Origin of the sequence: Arthrobacter sp. M2012083 (assembly GCF_000281065.1) — a bacterium.
In the GTDB taxonomy this organism is placed as follows: domain Bacteria; phylum Actinomycetota; class Actinomycetes; order Actinomycetales; family Micrococcaceae; genus Arthrobacter.
Genome location: NZ_AKKK01000039.1, coordinates 177,853 through 196,726, shown reverse-complemented (window position 1 = coordinate 196,726; position 18,874 = coordinate 177,853). Strand labels below are relative to the sequence as shown.

The following is an 18,874-nucleotide window of genomic DNA, read 5'->3' as shown; positions in this document are numbered from 1 at the left end:
GCATGCCCTCGCCGGAGTGTTGGGGGATGAGGAAGACGACTCGGATGAGACCGGCTCCCTGCTGATCGACGGCGGTGCGCCCCGCGAGCAGCGGGGACGCGCCGGATTGATGCAACAGGACCCCGAGACACAGGTGGTTCTGTCGAGGGTTGGCGACGACGTTGCTTTCGGCGCGGAGAACCTTGCCGTGCCCCGTGACGAGATTTGGTCCCGCGTCCATGAAGCGCTCGACGACGTCGGGTTGCGTACCGCTGCGGGTGGCGGCCTGGCGTTGGATCACCCGACGGCGGCGCTCTCCGGCGGCCAGAAGCAGCGCCTTGCGCTTGCAGGAATTTTGGCAATGCGGCCCGGGCTGATCCTGCTGGACGAACCAACAGCCAACCTGGATCCTGCAGGGGTGCTCGAGGTCCGTGATGCTGTTGGGCGATGCCTGGACAAGACCGGCGCCACGCTGGTTGTGGTGGAACACCGTGTGTCCGTCTGGAAAGACCTGGTGGACAGGATTGTGGTCCTGCAGCCGGGGTCGGCCGCAGGGTCCAGCACGGCCGCAGGGGCCGGGCGGGTCACGGGCGGCGTCCTCTTGGACGGCCCTCCGGACCAGGTCCTTTCCGAGGCCCGCACTATGCTCATGTCGGCAGGCGTCTGGGTGCCCGGGTACGTCCCGGCAACCCGGGGGCGGCACAATGAGCCCGACACCGCGCAGCTTCTCCTCGCAGCCCAGGACCTTTCTGTTTCCCGTGAAAAGCCACGGCGCAAAGGGTTCAAAACCATCCCGCCCATACCGGTGCAAACGGGCATCAGTGCACAGGTCCGGGCAGGACAAGCACTGACCATTACGGGCCCAAACGGTGCGGGCAAGTCCACGTTCGCGCTCACGTTGGCCGGCCTTTTGGCGCCTGTGGACGGCAAGGTGAGTGCCGCCGTCGAGCTCTCCGAGGGTGCGGGAATCGACCCGTTCAAATGGAAAGCGGACCGTTTGATCTCTCGGATCGGGACGGTGTTCCAAGAGCCTGAGCACCAGTTCGTCACGGGCAATGTGCTGGACGAGTTGATGTTTGGCCCAAAGCACCTGGGCCATGGCGAGGAACGCGTGGATGAGTTGTTGGAACGGTTGCGGCTCACACATCTCGTCGACGCCAATCCGTATACGCTATCCGGCGGGGAGAAGCGCCGGCTCTCGGTGGCCACGGTGCTGGCCGCGCACCCCAAAGTCCTGGTGCTCGACGAGCCCACGTTTGGCCAGGACGCGAATACTTGGGCCGAACTGGCGTCGTTCCTTGCCGAGTTGCTGGACGCAGGGACCGCGGTGGTCTCGGTGACCCACGATCAGGAATTCAGCGCAGTACTCGGCGGAACCGAACTGCGGCTCGGCCCCATATCGCAGGGCAGGGCAACGCATCAGGAAGCGGGTGCAGCGTGAGGGATGCACTGAACATCCGCGGAAACCATGCCCTGCTCACTTACGCCAACCCATTGGCGAAGTTCGTGTCGGTCTTCTTGATTTCCCTGGTGCTGGCCTTGTCCATCGACTGGGTCTCTGCGTCGACGGCGCTCGTTGCGGAACTGGCTCTCTTCCCGCTTGCCGGCCTCACTATCAGGGTGTTGTGGCAGCGGGCCTGGCCCTTGGCCATCGCGGCAGCGATCGGCGGCTGGAGTACCGCAATAGTGGCGGCGGACAGCGGCGCTGTATTGCTCGACGTCGGACTCTGGTCCATCAGCGAAGGTTCCCTGGAGCTGGGGTTGGGCTTCATGCTGCGCGGTTTGGCGATCGCGTTGCCGGCGATCCTGCTGATGACCTGCACGGATCCCACTGACCTGGCCGATGCGCTGGCACAGAAGGCCAAGCTGCCGCACCGCTTTGTCCTCGGATCCTTGGCGGCCATGAGGCTTGTGGGGCTCATGGCGGAGGAGTGGCAGACCATCGGAATGGCCCGCCGAGCCCGTGGAGTCGGTTCCCAAGGCAGCCCCTTCCAACGGTTGAAAGCCACGCTCGGCCAGAGTTTCGGTCTGTTGGTTCAGGCGGTTCGGCGGGCATCGCGGCTGGCGGTGACCATGGAAGCGCGCGGCTTCGGGGGCGGGCAACGGACGTGGGCACGCGAATCAAGGTACTCACTGCTGGACGTATGGGTGGTCCTTGGTGGTCTGGTCATCGCGGCCGGCGCAGTGCTGGCGGCTGTAGGTGCGGGAACCTGGAGCTTCGTCTGGCGCTAGCGCGCCCGCTGCTCCTGGATCTCATCAAAGCCCGCCCGCGTCAGGAATCCTAGCTGGGCCTCCTTCTCCGCCAGCTGAATGATGGGTCCCAGCTCGAAGCACGTCGCTTCCAGACGACGAAGGGCCTTGGCATTGCGGGAGTCCGGCTCCACCACAATCCGGTCCTTGCCCGGCAGGGAGAACATGTACTTGATCAAGGACGTGCCCAGCCGCGGGGTGAAATGCGGAATCGGCCGCGTTGCCGGAGCCAGCAGCAGATGCATGCCGATGTCTTCCTCGCGGGCGGGGTAGGCTTCGCCGACGGGATCGTGCAGGGGTTCGTACGTCTGGAAGAGTGCCAATGGCTCCCCGTCAAGGGTGGCAAGGAAAGCGTGGTGGGTTTCCAGCGAGTCAAGGAACTCGTAGATCCCCAGGACTTCTTCGCGGGAGTTTCCCGTCATTCCCCAGAACTTTGCACGGGGCTGGGTGACCCATTCGAAGATGAGGTCGATGTCCTCGCTGGGAACCAGCGGAACAATCCGGAGCGCACCCCATCCTTCGAGGTCTTCTGAGTAGACGGTGGTGCGGACGGAGAAGTCCTGGGTGGTGGTGGTCATGGTTTCCTTCGGGGCTGATGCGGGAACGGGAATGAGTCAGGGAGTGTCTTTGGCCAGAAGCGACCAGTCAGTGACCACCGGGGCGAGTTCCCCGGCTGTCCAGAGTGGGAGTTGATCGGCGAAGTGTTTGTGGCCGGGTACGCCGGAGGCACCGAATGGCGCGATCCAGCGGCTGTTTTGCCGATCGGCCAGGTCCCAAACGTAGCGGGCTACGGGTCCGCGGAAGCTCCGGTCATCAACGCCGGGGAGGCTCTCGGTGCACAGGACACATCCGGTATCTCCACTGAGGTCGGCGGTGGGTGCCGATGATGCGAGCGGGCCAGGGAGGACATGGACCGGCAAGAGCTTGTGCCGGTCGCCCCAGGCAGCACCATTCAGCATGGACTCCTCCAACGCGGCGTCTTCAAGCGCCGCGGCAGCTTCCACTCCAACGCTGATGCCAAGCTCCGAGCCACGGATCAGCAGGGTCTCAAGGGCAAAACCGATGCGCGACGCCACGGACAACCACGGCCCGAACAGGGGTGAGTAGCCTGTGGGCTCATTCAGGGGCGCAAGCGCGGAATGGCGTGCCAGGCGCTGGACCAGGGCACCACGCCACGCAGCGAAAACGGCGGCGCGATGGCTGCCGGCCTCCATGAGGCTATCCCAGTCCAACAAAAGGAGCCGCAACTCCTTGGCCTCCTTGGACAGATCCCCGGCGTCCAAGCCGGAGAGCAGCGACCGGAACAATGGCCACGGACCCAGTAGCGTGTCCGTGTGGATGGCCTGCATAACGTCTACGGACAAGGGTCCTGGAGCCAGTTCCAGCAATTCCCGGATGCGCCGGGCACGGTGCGCAGGTGCAAACTCCATGGCCACTTGATCACCGCCGCCTGCCGCGCGGTCGTTCGCACTCACGGCGAACTGCTGGACCTCAGTACGGGGCAGGATCACGTACTGGCCGTCCCAGGTATGACGAGCGGAGAAGGCCAGAGCAGGAAGGCGCCGGTTGGCCGGATTGCGCTGCGGGACCAGCCCGGCAAGGAAATGCCTCACAGACCCGTGAACGTCCGCCGCCACCACACTGTTAACGGGCTCAACCCAGGCATCGAATGCAGCCTCCACCTCGGAGACGTTCCGGCTCCGCAGCAGCGGCAGGAGGGCATCGAACCCCAGCCGCCCCTCAACCCCGGCCGGGAAGCGCAAACTGAGGGCTCCGCCGTCGGGCGTTTCCGAGATGACCGGACCCCGATCGGTCTCGATAATCTCAACGGACACAGCTTCGCCGTCGCGGACGCGGATGGTTTCGGAACTCACGACGACGGGTTCCCAGCCTTCCGCTCCGCGCGCCTCGATGCGCTCGCCCGTGAAGTCGCTGACCCGGCGCAACTCCTCGATGAAAAGGTCCTGGTAGTCGGCCATTGCGTTGGTGATGGCCCAAGCGGTGCTGCCCGTATGGGCGAAATGGGGGAGGCCGGGAACGCCCGGAAACGCGAACCCGATCGCATCGAACTCAGGGCAGGCGAGCCGTATCTGCTGGTAGACGCCGGGCAGCTCCATGAGGCGGTGGGGGTCGCCGGCGATCATGGGAAGCCCGCTGGTCGTCGCCGAGCCATGCGCTGCCCAAGCGTTGCTGCCTGACCAAACGGGTGCTTCGATGCTGAATAGGCTCACGGCGTCGTCGCCGAGTGTCCGCGCGACGTGGGCCCGGAACAGCTTGTTGGGGAACGTGGAAAACAGGATGTGGTGCACCAGGAAGACGCCGAGCGGAGTCCACGGATGCCACGGCTCGGGCAAGCTCCCGGATTCTTCGAACTCGGGCCCGCCACGTCGGCCGTCTGCCAGGGCCTGGTTGACGCCCGCCACGTAGTGTCCGCACCAGCGCTGAGTGGCGGCGTCGAGGTTCTCAAAGCAGCGACGTGCGGTGTCATCCAGCCGGGCTTGGCGGGCGAAACGGTCCCAGACCACCACGTCGGCGCCCAATACCTCTGCTGCGCGGCCTTCCGAACGCCACCGTTCCAGCTCGATCTGCCATGAGCGGTCCGTGGCCACATTCATGCCTTGGAGAAAGGCGAGTTCATCGGCGGAACCGGCCCACAAATGCGGAATCCCCCACTCGTCACGGTACGTTCCGGGGCCGCCTGCCGGGGCGGATGGGTGCGTCGGGGCAGGCGTCATAATCTCTGGCTGCTTTCGAGCTTAGGTTAGGCTTACTTAAGTTCAAGATAAATGGCTTTGGCCCCGTTCACAAATCGTGGACCTTCGTGAAGGAGTGTTGCTTGAAGCGCAATTGGGAAGGCGTCGTCCTCAAAGTCATGGGTGCCAAGGACTTCACCCTTGAGGTCACAGGTCGGGAAGAGATCACCCCGGACTTCCTCCGCGTGCACGTTCGTGATGGAGGACTGCTGGAGCGCAGCGGCCTGCATCCCACCATGTGGATCCGGCTCTGGTTCAATGAATCCGGCAAGGCTCACCAGCGCGCCTACACGTTGGTCAACGCCTCCCCCGCGGATGGTACGTTCAGCATGGACTTCGCGATGCACGACGGCGTTGCCGCGGATTGGGCCCGTTCCGTGCGGCCCGGTGACACCATCGACGCGACAGTTCAGGGCAGTTCCTTCACGTTCCCGCAGCCCGCCCCGCGCCGAATCTGGGTGGTGGGCGATCCTGCGTCCATCCCGGCAATCAATTCGCTCCTGGATGAGCGGCAGCGTGTTGCCGCGGGCGCGGCTGCAGTGACCGCTTGGCTTGAATATCAGCACGACGCCGACCCCTCGCTTGAGGTGCGTATCTCCGATTCCGACGTCGTCACCTGGATTCCGCGCAAACGCGACGGTGCCGCTTTACTGGAGGAAGTCTGTGGTGCGCTCACGGCGGACACCGTTTCCGTGGGCGAAGACTTCTTCTGGATCGCATGCGAAGCCTCAAGTACGCGGGCAATCGTCAAGCATCTCCGGAAAGAACTCGGAGTGGACAAGCACCGGATCGATGCCTTGGGGTACTGGCGGGTCTAACTCTGCGCGGGTTATTCGCGCCAGCTGAGGAAGCCCTTCTGCCCCTCCTGCGGCGTAAGCACCACGTCGCGGCCGTACTTCTTCCTGGCGTCAGCCCCTGAGAATGCGTCCGGGACAATGCGGACCGCCTTGGTGACCTTGCCGTCTTTCAGGAAGACGAAGAGGGCCGGTGAAGCGGTATAGCGGCTTTCCTTGGTGAGGGGTTCGCCAAAGGCCTCCTCAATGTCCTTGGCCGGGGTGCCCGACGTGACAAAACCTGCTTGGTCCCAGTCAAAGTCGGTGGCGTCGGCCAGCTTGAGTGATGTGCCGTTTTTGGCCGACTCCAGGACTTGATCGTTGAGGTGATCGTTTGTTTCGGGCATGACGGATCCTCCGAGGGAACAGGATGCCAAGGCGCAGGCCAGGACAAAGGTGAGCAAGCTGGTAACGGTGACGCGGAGCGCCGCAGTCTTGGGGCGGCGTCGCAAGTTGTTGGCGCTTGGAACAGTCACGATGTCGTCCTGGACTCGTCGTTGAACTCCGGGTCCTCACCAGGGGCGGGCTCGGCGTTGCCGGCATCGCCCGTCTGGTCAGCGGGGACCTCGTTTGACGGGTGCGGCAAAAGGTCAGGTCCCACCACCACGGTGTCTCCATTGTTGACGGCGTCCTCGATCAAGTCTGCAAGTTCCTCAGCGCTGGCGTCCGGATTGGCAATGGCAACGTTGCGGCCAACTTCATTGTTGTACAGATCCATGGCCTCGCGGGGAGCCGGGTTCCCGGGTAGCTGTTCGTGGGCCGTAGCGTAATCCTCTGCCCAGTCCGCGCCGAACTCCTTCACCATGAGGGCGTTCCAATAGGCGTGGCGGAAGGCATCGTTCTGGTCATCGTTGCGATCTTCGCTGGGGAAGCGCTCGTCGGCAACACTGAACGCGTCGTCGTGGATGCCCTTGAAAGCGTTCAGCTCAAAGGGGCCGAGGCCATTAAGGAGTTCCGCTTCCTTCTCAGTTACCACCTTCTGGTCAACCACGAATCGCAGCGGATCCCAGTCGCCGGGCCAGTTGGTGGTTTCGGCGTCGCTTACTTGGTACTGGTCCAGGATTTCCTGGGGCGTGGGCTGGGTGGGGTTGGTGGCTGCCGCTGTCTTTGTTGTTGCGTCGCTGCCAGGGTTTCCGGAGTTTCCTGACCCTCCGGAACCGGCTGGGCCCGCACCGCCTTCAGTGGACGCGCCAGCCTGCTCGTCGGCATTGGTGAGCACGGATTGGGACGCTTCCTCTATCCCGCGTGAGGTCCTTTCAAGCAGGGGCCGTAGGTGGCCCTGCCACTCGGAGGCGAAACGCTTGGCATCGTGCCCCTGCCAGTAACCGCCTTGGGCGATCAAGGAGTCGAGTTCCCGGGCGCGGCTGGTCAGCAACGATGCTCCGCTGGCGAGCGCTTTTGATAGTGCTTTGAGTTGATCGACGTCGGCGCCGTAGAAAGGCATATTTCCCCCTGAGCTTTCCCGTACATCCTTCGCTAAACCCTTGTTAGGGCACAATGGGGAGCTCTGCCCTTGATGAAACTGAGGGAAGGCGTTCACCAAGGGGGAGCCTCCGGCATCGTGCTCTATATCGCACAGAACGGGTATGGTGTGATGCATGTCGCTGGATCGGAGTTTTGCTCTTCACTTCTAGCTCATTTGTGATATTTTTTGGTTATGACGCAACCTACCGCCGAGAATGTAGGCCTCCTGCTCCGCGACGCCCGCGGCGAAAAAGGCTGGACGCAAGGGCAGCTGGCTACTGAACTGGGAACCAGCCAGAGCGCAATAGCCCGAATGGAACAGGGCAAACAGAATCTCAGCCTCCGGATGATCGAACGGCTTGAAGCCATCTTCGGGCGCTCCATCGTCAAAGTGGGCAAGCCGCAGATGACCCACCTCCGGGTGGAGGGCGGACGGACCCTCTCCGGGGAAGTGGACGTCAACAGCAGCAAGAACGCCGGCGTAGCCCTCTTGTGTGCCAGCCTGATCAACCGCGGAACCACCACTTTGCGTCGGCTGGCACGGATCGAGGAAGTCAACAGGATCGTCGAAGTATTGACGTCCATCGGCGTGGAATGCACGTGGCTCAACGGAAGCGACCTCCGTCTCCGCCGCCCCGAGGTCCTGGAGCTGGAATCCATGGATGTTGATGCCGCCCGACGCACACGAAGCGTCATCATGCTGCTCGGTCCGCTCCTGGACGAAACCAGCGAATACCTGCTGCCCTATGCCGGTGGCTGCGATCTGGGGACGCGCACCGTGGAACCGCACATGCAGGCGCTTCGCCAGTTCGGCCTCGAGGTGGAAGCGAAGTCCGGTTTCTACTCCGTGACTGCACCTCCTGCCGACGAGCTCCACCGTTCCTTCGTTCTGACCGAACGCGGCGACACCGTGACGGAGAATGCCATCATGGCGGCCGCACACCGTGAGGGCACCACCATCATTCGGAATGCCAGCCCCAACTACATGGTGCAGGACCTCTGCTTCTACTTGCAGGGCCTGGGCGTGGACATCGACGGCGTCGGAACCACCACACTGAAGATCACCGGACGCTCAGCCATTGATGTAGACATTGAGTACTTCCCGTCTGAAGACCCCATCGAGGCAATGAGCCTCATCACCGCAGGCATTGTGACCAACTCCGAGGTCACCATCCGCCGGGTTCCCATCGAGTTCATGGAAATCGAGCTTGCCACCCTGGAGCAAATGGGCCAAAACCTCCAAATCTCCGGCGAGTACATGGCGCGCAATGGACGCACCCGGCTGGTGGATGTCACCACGAAGCCCTCCGAGCTCCGTGCCCCGCAGGACAAGATCCACCCGATGCCGTTCCCGGGCCTGAACATCGACAACCTGCCGTTCTTTGCAGTGATTGCGGGCAATGCCGAGGGCCAGACCATGATCCACGACTGGGTCTACGAGAACCGTGCGATCTACTTGACGGAGCTCAACAAGCTGGGCGCCCAAGTGCAGCTTTTGGATCCGCACCGGATCTACGTCAATGGGCCTACCAAGTGGCGTGCCGCGGAAATCGGCTGCCCGCCGGCCCTGCGACCTGCTGCCTGCCTGCTCCTGGCAATGTTGGCGGCCCGTGGAACCTCCGAGCTTCGCAACATCTACGTGATCGAACGTGGCTATGAGGACCTCGCCGAACGCCTGAACACCATTGGCGCGAAGATCGAGTACTTCCAGGACTAGCCCGCCCTGCTGCCGGTCGAAGTCCCGGAAACACAAGCCCCTGTCCTCGCCAGCCCTCCTGGCGCAGAATGAAGCATGCGGACTTTCGGGGTTGAGGAAGAACTGCTCATCGTTGATCCGGTGACAGGCGAGCCCTTGGCCCTCGCGGACGCCCTTCTGTCTGGCCACGATGAACCTGACACCGCCACGGGCCTCAGCCACGAGCTCAAGCTGGAGCAGATCGAAACACAGACCCGCCCGTGCCATAGTTATGACGAGCTCCTGCAACAGATCCGCCGTGGCCGGGCCATGGCCAGCGAGGCCGCACGGCAGCATGGAGCGCGGGTTGCTGCCATCGCCACGTCTCCTTTGGCCTCGGTGACGCACACCACTCCGGACCCCCGGTATGCCGCGATGCTGGAACGCTTCGGCATCATTGCCACGGAGCAGCTGACGTGCGGGTTCCACGTGCACGCCTCGGTGGAGTCGCCCGAGGAAGGCGTGGTGGTACTGGACCACATCCGGGACAAACTCGCCGTGCTGACAGCCCTAACCGCCAACTCGCCTTACTGGCGGGGGCTGCCCACCGGCTTCGACAGCTACCGCACCCAAGCATGGAACCGCTGGCCGACGTCTGGCCCTTCCTCGGTTTTTGGCTCCCTTACTGCCTATCGACGCATCGTGAAGCGTCTCTTGGATACGGGCGTGATCATGGATGAGGGCATGATCTACTTCGACGCCCGCATCTCCAGGAACCACCCCACTGTGGAAGTCCGCGTCGCCGATGTCTGCCTTCGTGCCGAGGACGCAGCTCTGATGGCAGTCCTCGTGCGGGCTTTGGTGGAAACAGCATCCTTGGAGATGCTCGACGGCGTCGAACCCACCGCGGTGCCCACGGCACTCCTGCGGATGGCGAGTTGGCAGGCCAGCAATTCGGGTCTGCGCGGAGATCTCCTGGACTTTGGTGACTTCCTACCCCAGCCAGCTGCGGACGTCGTGTGGGCGTTGGTTGATTACCTGAGCCCGGTCCTTGACGACCAGAATGAGTTGGAGCTCGTCAAAGCAGGAATTTCGGACTTACTCGAACGGGGCAATGGCGCACATGAACAACGGGAAGCCGCCGAACGCTACAACAAAAGGCAGCGCGACGGGGAAACCCAGACCGGAAGCCCACCCACCAACGAAGCCCTGGCCGCCGTCGTCGGGCATGCTGCGAAGGTGACCGTGCGCGGCTCTGCCGCCGATGCCCCTAAGGATCCCCCGCCCATCCTGACCCGGGTTAGGAGACCGTAGGCGGCGTGTCCTCCGGCTCCTCCCAGGCCATCAGGTAGGCGCCGACGGTCCCCTCCACAAGGTAGAAGAAGAGCGGTGGGATGTCCTTCTTGGCCAGAAGGACGGCTCCGTAGATGGGCGCGGCGGCCGCTGCGGTGACGCCGATCCACCGTTTGGCAGGCAAAGAAAGAAGGCTCCCGCCGAGCGCGGCCAACGCCACAACATGGAGCCCGGAATATGCCAGGAATGGAGCGCTGGATCCGCGGCGGTAGGCGAACCCTTCAATGTCGGAAGCCCGCTGGGCAACGCTGGAGACGAAGAGCGGTGCACCGGCAAGCAACGCGGCTGCAGCAGCGTAAGCCCACTTTTTGGCCCGCCTGCGTGCAATGCCGGAGGCTGGAACGGCACGGGCGAACGCCGCGAATCCCACAGGCACTGCGACGGTCCCTACGGCGGTAATGTGCTGACCCGTGACCCAGCCGCGCTGGCCGGCTTGCAGCATGCGGAGGCGCTCGTCGTCATCAGGGGTGATGTAGACGCGTGAGACCGGCGAAATTCCGATGAACCACACCGCCGTACCGGCAACGATCACTGTTCCGGCACGGCGATAGGGATGGTTCCCGCTCATGGCAGCAAGGTTAGACCTGTTTGAGTGCCTTCTCCAGATCCAGGATGAGGTCGTCCACGTCTTCAAGGCCGACAGACAGGCGAACCACCCCATCGGAGAGCCCGATGGCCGCACGGCCCTCAGGCCCCATCGCCCGGTGGGTGGTAGTTGCCGGGTGCGTGATGAGGGACTTGGAATCGCCCAGGTTATTGGAGATGTCGATGACGCGGAGGCCGTCCAGCAAGGCAAAAGCGGCCTCTTTGGCTGAACGCCCTGCCGAAGGCGAAAGCTCGAAAGTCAGCACAGTACCGCCGGCCTTCATCTGCTTCGCAGCAAGCTCGTACTGAGGGTGGGACTTCAACAGCGGGTACTTGACCCAGCTGATGGCAGGCTGCTGCTCGAGCCACTCCGCTATCTTCAAAGCAGAAGCCGAGCTGTGGTTCACGCGCAGCCCGATAGTCTCCAAGCCCTTGGTCAGCACCCAGGCATTGAACGCCGAAAGCGACGGGCCGGTGTGCCGCATGAGCTGTTTGACCGGGCCATCGATGAATTCCTTGGTGCCCAGGATCGCGCCGCCAAGGACCCGTCCCTGGCCATCGATGTGCTTGGTGCCGGAGTACACGATCACGTCTGCTCCCAGCTCACCGCAGCGTTGCAGCAGGGGAGTGGCAAAGACATTGTCGACCACCACTGTCGCCCCGGCCGCATGCGCCAGTTCGCTGACGGCAGCGATATCGACGATCTCCTGCATGGGGTTGGACGGTGACTCGAAGAACACCGCGGTGGTGGGCTCGGACAGGGCCTCGCGCCACTGCTCCAGGTCCGGTCCGTCAACGAAGACCGTCTCCACGCCCCACCGGGGGAGGATCTCGTTGAGGATCACGAAGCAGGAGCCGAACAGCGAGCGGGCAGCAACCACGCGGTCGCCGGCAGCCAGCAGTGCACCCAGGGCGGTAAACACCGCGGACATTCCTGACGCCGTCGCGAAGCACGCCTCGGTTCCTTCGAGCAGCCGCAGCCGCTCCTGGAATGTGGCCACGGAGGGGTTGCCGTAGCGGGAGTAAACAAAGCGTTCATCCTCGCCGGTGAAGGCGCGCTCGGCCGCAGCGGCAGACTCGTAGACGAAGCCGGAGTTCAGGAAAACGGGCTCGGACGTTTCCTGGAAATTGGTACGGTCAAGGCCACCGCGTACTGCCTGGGTGTCAGGGCTCCAGCCAGTGGCATCGGGATTAAAAGTCACTTACTCGGTCCCCAGATTCGTTGGCAGGCCACGGTTCTTCCATCCGTTGACGGTGCGCTCGCCGTAGCGGTCCGGTTCGCCTTCGAAGCCCTCGAGGACGTTGTAGGCAGTAAAGCCGGCCTGGGTTGCAGCGATGGCCGCAGAAATGGAGCGTTGCCCTGAACGGCACAGGAACACCAGCTCAACGCCGTCGTCCTCGGGCGCCTGCTGCTGAAGATCTTCAATAAAACGGGAGTTCGGAATGCCGCCGGCCAGGTTCCATTGGATGAACAGGGGGTCGTTCTCCGTGGCTTTGGTATCCGGGATGCCGATGTGGGCCCATTCGCCCTCGGTCCGGACGTCAACCAGGATGGCGCCTTCTTGAAGTTTGGCCCACGCGTCGTGCGGCGTCAGGTCACCTGCGTAGCTCATGCGTGGCCCTCGAACGCTTCGTCGTCGTCGTAGTTCTCCAGCTGATCAACGGCGTTCGCGACGGCGGCATCCGCCGTGGCGATCGCGGTCGGCAGGACAACGGCTTGGGCGACGATGACGTCCGTGCCGTTGAACGTAGCTGCCGGGCTGCCGTGGAGGACGTACCCTTCAGCAAGGGCATTGTGGATGCGCTCGCAGAAGTCGCGGGTATCGGGCCCTGTCACCAGGCGGTAAGAGAGTTTTTCTTCAGTGGGTTCAGGCATAGCTGGTGCTCCTCAGTCACGCTTGCAGTACGAGTTGTCGATACGCCGAGTAGTCACCTGAGGCACCCCGCCGGAGAGAGGGTTGCCGACCAGCAAGTCAGGGCTTTGCGCTGGTGCTCATTACTCAAGAAAAACGTAACATCCACGGGCATCCGGCCGCACTTGCGGGCGGCTGGGCCGTCGTCATGTTGCGTAATCGGCGGCCGCTTCACTCTTCGTCCTTGAGCTCGCGGACGGCGGCACTCACCGTGGAAAAGAAGTGGTCCGGCGTGAAACGGGCTGCCGTTCCTAGCCGGAGCAGTTTGTCCTTCACCGGGCCCTTGAGCTCGGCGAACACCAGATCCACACCGTGACGGGCCAACCATTCATCCAGTGTGACGAGGTCATCCAAGGCGGTGGTGTCGATGCCTGTGATGGGTTCTGCCGCCAGGATTACGTGGGAGATATCGTCCGAAGTTTCGTCCAGTTGCTCGCGGACAAAGCTCGCGAGAACCTGTCCGTTGCCGAAGAACAGTGGTGCATCGAAGCGAAGAATGAGGAGTCCCGGGATGCGTTCGCCTTCCGGGTGGCGCGAGAGATCGTGGTAGCCGGGCCGTCCTTCCTGCGAGCCGAGTTCAGTGCGGTAGGGGTCCCAAGCCCGGCGAACGAAGTCCAGGAGCGCCAGGGCGATTGCCACCACGATTCCTTGGAGGACACCCACCGTGAGGACGCCCAGGAACGCCGCCAGCATCACCACGGATTCGCTCCGGCTCAGGCTGAGGAGCCGCCTGACGCCCGCAGGGTCCGCCAGCGCGATTGCGGCAGCAATCACGACGGCGGCCAAGGTTGCGGAGGGTAGGAATTCGGTCACACCGGGAGCCAGCAGCATGAACGCCAGCACCAACACCGAACCCACCACACCCGTCATTTGGGACTTGGCGCCAGCATCCACGGCGACGGGGGTCCTCGATGTACTGCCGGAGATGGGGAATCCGCCCAGCAGGCCCGTGGCAGCATTGGCCGCTCCGAGGGCTGCCATTTCCCTGTTGCCGGAAACCTTCTTCCCTTCTTTGGCAGCCAGCGTTTGGGACAGGACTCCGGTGTCCGCGAAGGCCATGAGGGCAATACCCGCGGCCGCGGGAAGCAGGGCCACTGCGTCGGCCCAGCCAATGCCGCCGAGCGCGGGCATCGGCAGGCCTTGGGGCAGGACCCCTGTGACCTTGACGTCGTCGTTCAGCCCCAAGAACGCCGTCGCAAGACAAGAGCCGACCACCGCCAACAGGACGCCGGGTACCTTCCACTTCAGCAGTTTGGGGATCCAAATAAGGGCGAGGGAACCCAGACCCAGCAGCAGCGCCGGAAGGTTTACGCCTCCGGTGAGCACCCCGGTGGTGACCTTCGCGAGCTTTTGCCAAATGTCGCCGTCGGCCTCTATCCCCAGGAACGCCGGCAGCTGCGAAAGGGCCACCAGCAACGCGATCCCGTTCAGATACCCGAGCCGGATGGGCTTGGAGAGCAGTCCGGTGATGGTCCCGAGCTTCAGGGCAGCCCCGGCCAGCATGATCGCCCCCATTAACACGGCCAATAGTCCGGCGAGCGCTACCGATTTTTCGCTGCTACCCGCCGCCAGCGGCACGATTGCCGCGGCGATCATGGGGGCGAGGGAAGAGTCGGGGCCGAGGACCAGGATGCGGGAAGGCCCTACCACCGCGTAAACCAGCAACGGGACCACGGTGGCGTAGAGCCCGGTGACGGGTGGAAGGCCAGCCGCCTGCGCATAGGCCATGCCGGCGGGTACCAGCAGGGCGAAGAGGGCAGCACCCGCCACGAGGTCGTGCCGGAGCCATTCGCGTTTGTAGCCCTTGAGCGCCCACACGCCCGAAAGCCGGTCCTTGGCGGAAGACTTGGCGGAAGAACGGGTGGGTGAACTCATACAGCGATCATTCCCGACCCATGCTGTTTTCGAAACAATGCGACGACCGTATGTGGAAAATCCTGACCGTCATCAGTCCCGCCCAAATGTGACGCCCCGGGAGCATAATTGACGCAGTACGACCCCCTGTAACTTCGCATGAAATCAGGTCGCGGTGAACGGACAGAGCAGTTCTACACTCAAGCCCATGCTGCACTTTGGATGGTTCGTGGGCCACGGTTTTGGCGTCCAGGGCTGGGGAACTCCCGGCTACAGCCTGGGTTACGACTGGAAGAAACCCGCCCTGTACCAGGATGCTGTCCGGGCCTTTGAGCAATCCGGGTTGGACCTGTTCATCATTGAGGATTCACTCACCGTCCCGGACACCTACGGCGGCACGGCTGAGGTCTCCCTGGCCCACGCGTCTTTCGCTCCGAAGCACGATCCGCTGGCGCTGGTCCCGTACCTTGTCTCCGCCACGGAGCACCTTGGAATCGTCCCGACGGTCAGTGCTTCCTTTTACCCGCCCTTCACTGCCGCCCGGCTCCTGGCAACATTGCAACACTTCTCGAAAGGGCAGCTCGGTTGGAACGTGGTGACCTCAGGGAGCGACCTCGCCGCGCAGAACTATGGGTTGGACCAGCAGATCGAACACGACCTCCGGTACGAGAAAGCGGAGGAATTCGTCGACGTCGTCAGGCGGCTCTGGCGGAGTTGGGAACCTGGCGCTGTGCTTGAGGACGTTGAGGCGGGGGTGTTCGCGGACCACAGTAAAGTGCACCCGATCAACCATGAGGGCGACTTCTTCAAGGTCAGGGGTCCGCTGAACACTGCTCCTCTACCGGAAGAACCCGTTCTGGTGCAGGCCGGAGCTTCACCCAGGGGCAAGGCGTTCGCGGGCGGGCATGCCGACGTCGCCATCGCCTTGGCCCGGGGCGTTGACGGGATGAAGTCCTACCGGGATTCGATCCGCGCTGAAGCTGCGAAAGCCGGCCGCGACCCCGACGACGTCAAGGTTCTTTTCGTCCTGAAGCCCACCGTTGTTGGTTCCACGGCCGAGGCACAGGAGTTGCGGGCGCAGCGGCGGGAACTCACCCAACGCGACATCGACAGCCAACTCAACTCCATCTCCTACCTTTCAGTGATCGACTTCAAACAGTTCGACCTTGACGCCCCGCTGCCCGAGTTGAGCACCAACAGCAACCAAGGGACGCTGGAACATTTCGCCAAGGCGGCCCCTCCTGGTTCCACACTGAGGCAGATCCTGCAGGCGCGCAGCGGAGGAGCGGGCGATTCGATCATTGGTACGGTTGGCGAAATCGCCGATTATCTGGAGTCGACTGGGTCTGAAGTGGGCGGCGACGGTTTCCTTTTCTCGGGCTTCGTGGACCCGGTGACCGTACACGGTGTGCTGGACAAACTCACCCCTGAACTGCGGCGCCGTGGTCTGTTGAGGAAGAGCTACGGCAATGGTGGTTTCCGGCAGAATCTCCTGGACTTCTGATGGTGTCGGCTGAATCTGGAACCTTCCTGATCGGTGCGGCTCCGGTGCGGGCGACCGCTGTGGCGCTGGCCGCTGAAAATCGCTCGATTCATGTGGAACTCAACCAAGAAGCGTTGTCTTCAATGCGTAAGTCGAGGGAACTGGTTGAGCTCACCGCGGCCTCCGGGAAGCGAGTGTACGGGCTCAACACCCTGCTTGGATCAGGCCGGGATACGGCTGTGGAGGAGAAGTCGCTCCTGGCTTACCAGGTACAGGTGGTCAGATATCACAACAGTGGTGTGGGCGCGTATCTGGACCGTGCTGCTGCCCGGGCCGTAATCCTTGCCAGGCTTATCGGTTTCAGCCGCGGTGGTTCCGGCGTGCGACCCGAAACAGCAGTCTTCTACGCCGAAATGCTCAATCGGGGAATCTTCCCCGCCATTCCCCGGGAAGGCTCAGTGGGATCGTCGGACCTGACCCAACTTGCCGCCGTCGCGGCGGTCGCCTTGGGTGAGGGCCAAGCATTCGACGCAGACGGTACGCTGATCCCAGGCGCCAAGGCGCTCGCCGACGCCGGCCTCCAGCCACTTGTTCTCGCGCCGGGCGAGGCCCTGGCCCTGGTCAGTGCCAATGCGTACTCGGTGGGCGTAGGAACCCTCGCCTTGGTGCGGTTGCAGCACCTGGCCGAATTGGCCGACGTCGCACTTTCCCTCTCCCTGGAGACGATCGCAAGGTACGACGGCGGCGGGAACCTCAGCCCGTTTTCGCCGGCAATCCAGGCGGCCAAGGCGGTGGACGGGCAGCGGGAGTCGGCTGCCGTGGTCCGCCGTCTTCTGAGCGGTGGGTGGTTGGAGGATGTTCGTCCCGAAGTATCGGTGCAGGATGCGTTATCGTTCCGGGCCGCGCCTCAGACGCACGGGGCTTTCCGATCCCTGGTGACGCAACTCGGTACTGCGTTGGAAGTTGAGTTGAACGGCCGCGGCGATAATCCCTTGGTCGATATCGACTCCGGGCAGGTGGTGTCCGGCGGGAACTTCCAACCGATGCAGCTGGCTCTCGCCTTTGAGGGCCTGCGCCTGGCCTTGGCTCACGTCGGGATTTCCAGTGAACGTCGCATCGCCAAGTTGTACCCTCCGCAACGGGCTATCCGGGCCCGCCACCTGCAGGCAGCATCCTCCGGGGAGGGTCTGGCCCAAGAAGAACTTCCCGGGCTGCTCTGGTACTCGGCCGCTGGCCTGTTGGCCGAACTCAAGTTCCTGGCCGCACCGGCGACGCTCGGGGCGCCGACACTTTCTGCGGACGTAGAGGACCATTCGACGCTTGCCCCGCTCGCCCTGCAGCAGCTCCAAAGGTCGTTGGAGGCTGCCGAAAAACTCATGGTGATCGAGGCGCTGACGGCGTCGTACTTATTGCTTGAAGCGGGAGCCGCACAGCCGCTCGGAAAGGGGACAGGCGTGGTCGTGGGAAGACTGGCCGATGTGCTTGCCGACCGGCCAGCGGCTCCTGACTTGGTTGAGCGGGCGCGGGTGGAATTGCGGGATGCCGTCGACCGGGAACTTTCGGAGGCAGGGGAGGAAACGTGGTGAGTACCGCGATCCGCAAACATGGTGTGCACGCGGCTGTCCCGATCCCGGACGGGCTCGATGCTTCAGTCCTGGACAAAGTGGGCAACACGCCGCTGGTGAAGTTGGAAGCGCTGAGTCACGGCCTGGGCAGCACAATCCACGTCAAACTCGAGTCCGAAAACCCGGGTGGTTCCATCAAGGACCGCACCGCGCTAAGTATGGTTCGGGCGGCGGAAAAGTCTGGCGAGCTGAAACCCGGCGCCACGATTGTGGAAAGTACGTCGGGCAACACCGGGATCGGGCTCGCCCTCATTGGACACCTGACCGGACACCCGGTGGTGGTGGTTACGGGCGACACGATCTCCGAGGAGAAGCTTGCTGCGCTGCACAACTACGGTGCCCGAGTGATCCTCACGGACTGGAACGCGCCGTCCGAATCGCCGGAGAACGCCCGTGCCGTGGCAGCGCGGATTACCGCCGAGACGCCCGGCGCGTGGCGGCCCATGCAGTTCGACAACCCTGCCAATCCCGCCGCGCACTATGAAACCACGGGGCCGGAGATCTGGGAGCAGACGGGTGGCCTGGTTACCCACTTCGTAGCGGGCATCGGCACAGGTGGGACCATTAGCGGGAACGGCCGGTTCTTGAAGGAACAGGCGGCTTCCTCGCGGACGGGTGGTCATGTGGAAGTTGTTGGCGCCGATCCCTATGGCTCTGCCTACAGCGGTGGACATCCCGGCGAGATCCTGGTTGACGGCGTGGGCAACTCCTGGCCTGAAGCTGAATGGCCCAAGGCTTTCGACCGCGCCATCGTGGACCGTTTCCTGCGCATTCCCAACGACGAGGTCTACACCACCGTCCACAGGCTTCTGGATGAAGAAGGACTCGCATTGGGTCCGTCGTCCGGGCTGGCTGTTGCGGCGGCCTTGCGGGTGGCCCGGGCTGCACCCCGCGGTTCGGTGGTGGTGGCCATAGCGCCCGACGCCGGCACGAACTACCTGAGCAAGGCCTTCAATCCGGTGTGGCTGGCGGAGCACGGCATCCGCCTCGCCGCCGACACCCCCACCGCCCGCGAGTAGGCCTTCTCTCATATCCCCCGGGTTTGGGGTAGGGGCTCCCTCGCCTCCGCATTCAGGAGCTGAAGCGGGGACAGGAACCCCGTTGCGT

17 protein-coding genes and 1 riboswitch are annotated in these 18,874 nt (G+C 63.5%); of the genes, 8 read left to right on the top strand and 9 right to left on the bottom strand.

Annotated elements, in window-relative coordinates:
- Both A477_RS22440 and A477_RS0116895 read left to right on the top strand, forming a co-directional pair.
- A partial coding sequence (locus A477_RS22440) for an ABC transporter ATP-binding protein (RefSeq protein ID WP_017200118.1) occupies positions 1-1,420 on the top strand: 1,420 nt, incomplete at its 5' end.
- On the top strand, positions 1,417-2,211 hold the full coding sequence (locus A477_RS0116895) for an energy-coupling factor transporter transmembrane component T family protein (protein WP_017200117.1): 795 nt from the start codon (positions 1,417-1,419) through the stop codon (positions 2,209-2,211). The genes A477_RS22440 and A477_RS0116895, both read left to right, overlap by 4 nt.
- Here A477_RS0116895 and A477_RS0116890 read toward each other — a convergent pair.
- Both A477_RS0116890 and A477_RS0116885 read right to left on the bottom strand, forming a co-directional pair.
- Complete coding sequence (locus A477_RS0116890) at positions 2,208-2,807, bottom strand: GNAT family N-acetyltransferase (protein WP_017200116.1); 600 nt, start codon at positions 2,805-2,807, stop codon at positions 2,208-2,210. The genes A477_RS0116895 and A477_RS0116890 overlap by 4 nt on opposite strands.
- Before the next feature lie 36 nt (positions 2,808-2,843).
- On the bottom strand, positions 2,844-4,964 hold the full coding sequence (locus tag A477_RS0116885; RefSeq protein ID WP_017200115.1) for a penicillin acylase family protein: 2,121 nt from the start codon (positions 4,962-4,964) through the stop codon (positions 2,844-2,846).
- A gap of 101 nt (positions 4,965-5,065) precedes the next feature.
- Here A477_RS0116885 and A477_RS0116880 point away from each other — a divergent pair, with 101 nt between their 5' ends.
- Complete coding sequence (locus tag A477_RS0116880) at positions 5,066-5,800, top strand: siderophore-interacting protein (RefSeq protein ID WP_017200114.1); 735 nt, start codon at positions 5,066-5,068, stop codon at positions 5,798-5,800.
- Positions 5,801-5,811: 11 nt separating this feature from the next.
- Here A477_RS0116880 and A477_RS0116875 read toward each other — a convergent pair whose 3' ends face one another.
- Positions 5,812-6,291, bottom strand: coding sequence for a hypothetical protein (locus A477_RS0116875; RefSeq protein ID WP_017200113.1), 480 nt, complete (start codon positions 6,289-6,291; stop codon positions 5,812-5,814).
- On the bottom strand, positions 6,288-7,259 hold the full coding sequence (locus A477_RS22785) for a WXG100 family type VII secretion target (RefSeq protein ID WP_017200112.1): 972 nt from the start codon (positions 7,257-7,259) through the stop codon (positions 6,288-6,290). The genes A477_RS0116875 and A477_RS22785 overlap by 4 nt, the downstream gene beginning before the upstream one ends.
- Before the next feature lie 213 nt (positions 7,260-7,472).
- On the opposite strand from A477_RS22785, the gene A477_RS0116865 reads away from it, so the two are divergent.
- On the top strand, positions 7,473-8,996 hold the full coding sequence (locus A477_RS0116865) for a UDP-N-acetylglucosamine 1-carboxyvinyltransferase (RefSeq protein ID WP_017200111.1): 1,524 nt from the start codon (positions 7,473-7,475) through the stop codon (positions 8,994-8,996).
- Positions 8,997-9,071: 75 nt separating this feature from the next.
- The gene (locus A477_RS0116860) at positions 9,072-10,268 is read left to right on the top strand and encodes a glutamate--cysteine ligase 2 (RefSeq protein WP_017200110.1); all 1,197 of its coding nucleotides are present in this window, start codon (positions 9,072-9,074) and stop codon (positions 10,266-10,268) included.
- Here A477_RS0116860 and A477_RS0116855 read toward each other — a convergent pair.
- The 5 genes from A477_RS0116855 to A477_RS0116835 all read right to left on the bottom strand — a co-directional run bounded on the left by A477_RS0116855 (position 10,255) and on the right by A477_RS0116835 (position 14,680).
- On the bottom strand, positions 10,255-10,875 hold the full coding sequence (locus A477_RS0116855) for a hypothetical protein (RefSeq protein WP_017200109.1): 621 nt from the start codon (positions 10,873-10,875) through the stop codon (positions 10,255-10,257). The genes A477_RS0116860 and A477_RS0116855 overlap by 14 nt on opposite strands.
- Before the next feature lie 10 nt (positions 10,876-10,885).
- The gene (locus tag A477_RS0116850) at positions 10,886-12,094 is read right to left on the bottom strand and encodes an O-succinylhomoserine sulfhydrylase (protein ID WP_017200108.1); all 1,209 of its coding nucleotides are present in this window, start codon (positions 12,092-12,094) and stop codon (positions 10,886-10,888) included.
- Positions 12,095-12,505: a rhodanese-like domain-containing protein gene (locus A477_RS0116845; protein WP_017200107.1), complete on the bottom strand. Its 411-nt coding sequence runs from the start codon at positions 12,503-12,505 to the stop codon at positions 12,095-12,097.
- Positions 12,502-12,768: a DUF1737 domain-containing protein gene (locus tag A477_RS0116840; RefSeq protein WP_017200106.1), complete on the bottom strand. Its 267-nt coding sequence runs from the start codon at positions 12,766-12,768 to the stop codon at positions 12,502-12,504. The genes A477_RS0116845 and A477_RS0116840 overlap by 4 nt, the downstream gene beginning before the upstream one ends.
- Before the next feature lie 13 nt (positions 12,769-12,781).
- A riboswitch (SAM riboswitch) is annotated at positions 12,782-12,893 on the bottom strand.
- A gap of 83 nt (positions 12,894-12,976) precedes the next feature.
- Positions 12,977-14,680 carry a SulP family inorganic anion transporter gene (locus A477_RS0116835; protein ID WP_017200105.1) on the bottom strand — a complete coding sequence of 568 codons (1,704 nt, stop codon included), beginning with the start codon at positions 14,678-14,680 and terminating at the stop codon, positions 12,977-12,979.
- A gap of 154 nt (positions 14,681-14,834) precedes the next feature.
- Here A477_RS0116835 and A477_RS0116830 point away from each other — a divergent pair, with 154 nt between their 5' ends.
- From A477_RS0116830 to A477_RS0116820, 3 genes are read left to right on the top strand one after another with little or no spacing between them, the layout of a single operon-like run.
- A complete protein-coding gene (locus tag A477_RS0116830) occupies positions 14,835-16,163 on the top strand; it encodes an NtaA/DmoA family FMN-dependent monooxygenase (RefSeq protein WP_017200104.1) in 1,329 nt (442 codons plus the stop codon).
- A complete protein-coding gene (locus A477_RS0116825; RefSeq protein WP_017200103.1) occupies positions 16,163-17,728 on the top strand; it encodes an aromatic amino acid ammonia-lyase in 1,566 nt (521 codons plus the stop codon). Before A477_RS0116830 ends, A477_RS0116825 begins: the two co-directional genes overlap by 1 nt.
- Complete coding sequence (locus tag A477_RS0116820; protein WP_026005716.1) at positions 17,722-18,786, top strand: PLP-dependent cysteine synthase family protein; 1,065 nt, start codon at positions 17,722-17,724, stop codon at positions 18,784-18,786. Before A477_RS0116825 ends, A477_RS0116820 begins: the two co-directional genes overlap by 7 nt.
- Positions 18,787-18,874: the final 88 nt, after the last annotated feature.

Bases quoted from the DNA above. Each gene is read 5' to 3' on its own strand.
- A477_RS0116845 (WP_017200107.1), bottom strand. From the start codon at position 12,505: ATGAGCTACGCAGGTGACCTGACGCCGCACGACGCGTGGGCCAAACTT.
- A477_RS0116890 (WP_017200116.1), bottom strand. From the start codon at position 2,807: ATGACCACCACCACCCAGGACTTCTCCGTCCGCACCACCGTCTACTCA.
- A477_RS22785 (WP_017200112.1), bottom strand. From the start codon at position 7,259: ATGCCTTTCTACGGCGCCGACGTCGATCAACTCAAAGCACTATCAAAA.
- A477_RS0116860 (WP_017200110.1), top strand. From the start codon at position 9,072: ATGCGGACTTTCGGGGTTGAGGAAGAACTGCTCATCGTTGATCCGGTG.
- A477_RS0116835 (WP_017200105.1), bottom strand. From the start codon at position 14,680: ATGAGTTCACCCACCCGTTCTTCCGCCAAGTCTTCCGCCAAGGACCGG.
- A477_RS0116825 (WP_017200103.1), top strand. From the start codon at position 16,163: ATGGTGTCGGCTGAATCTGGAACCTTCCTGATCGGTGCGGCTCCGGTG.
- A477_RS0116885 (WP_017200115.1), bottom strand. From the start codon at position 4,964: ATGACGCCTGCCCCGACGCACCCATCCGCCCCGGCAGGCGGCCCCGGA.
- A477_RS0116855 (WP_017200109.1), bottom strand. From the start codon at position 10,875: ATGAGCGGGAACCATCCCTATCGCCGTGCCGGAACAGTGATCGTTGCC.
- A477_RS0116840 (WP_017200106.1), bottom strand. From the start codon at position 12,768: ATGCCTGAACCCACTGAAGAAAAACTCTCTTACCGCCTGGTGACAGGG.
- A477_RS0116865 (WP_017200111.1), top strand. From the start codon at position 7,473: ATGACGCAACCTACCGCCGAGAATGTAGGCCTCCTGCTCCGCGACGCC.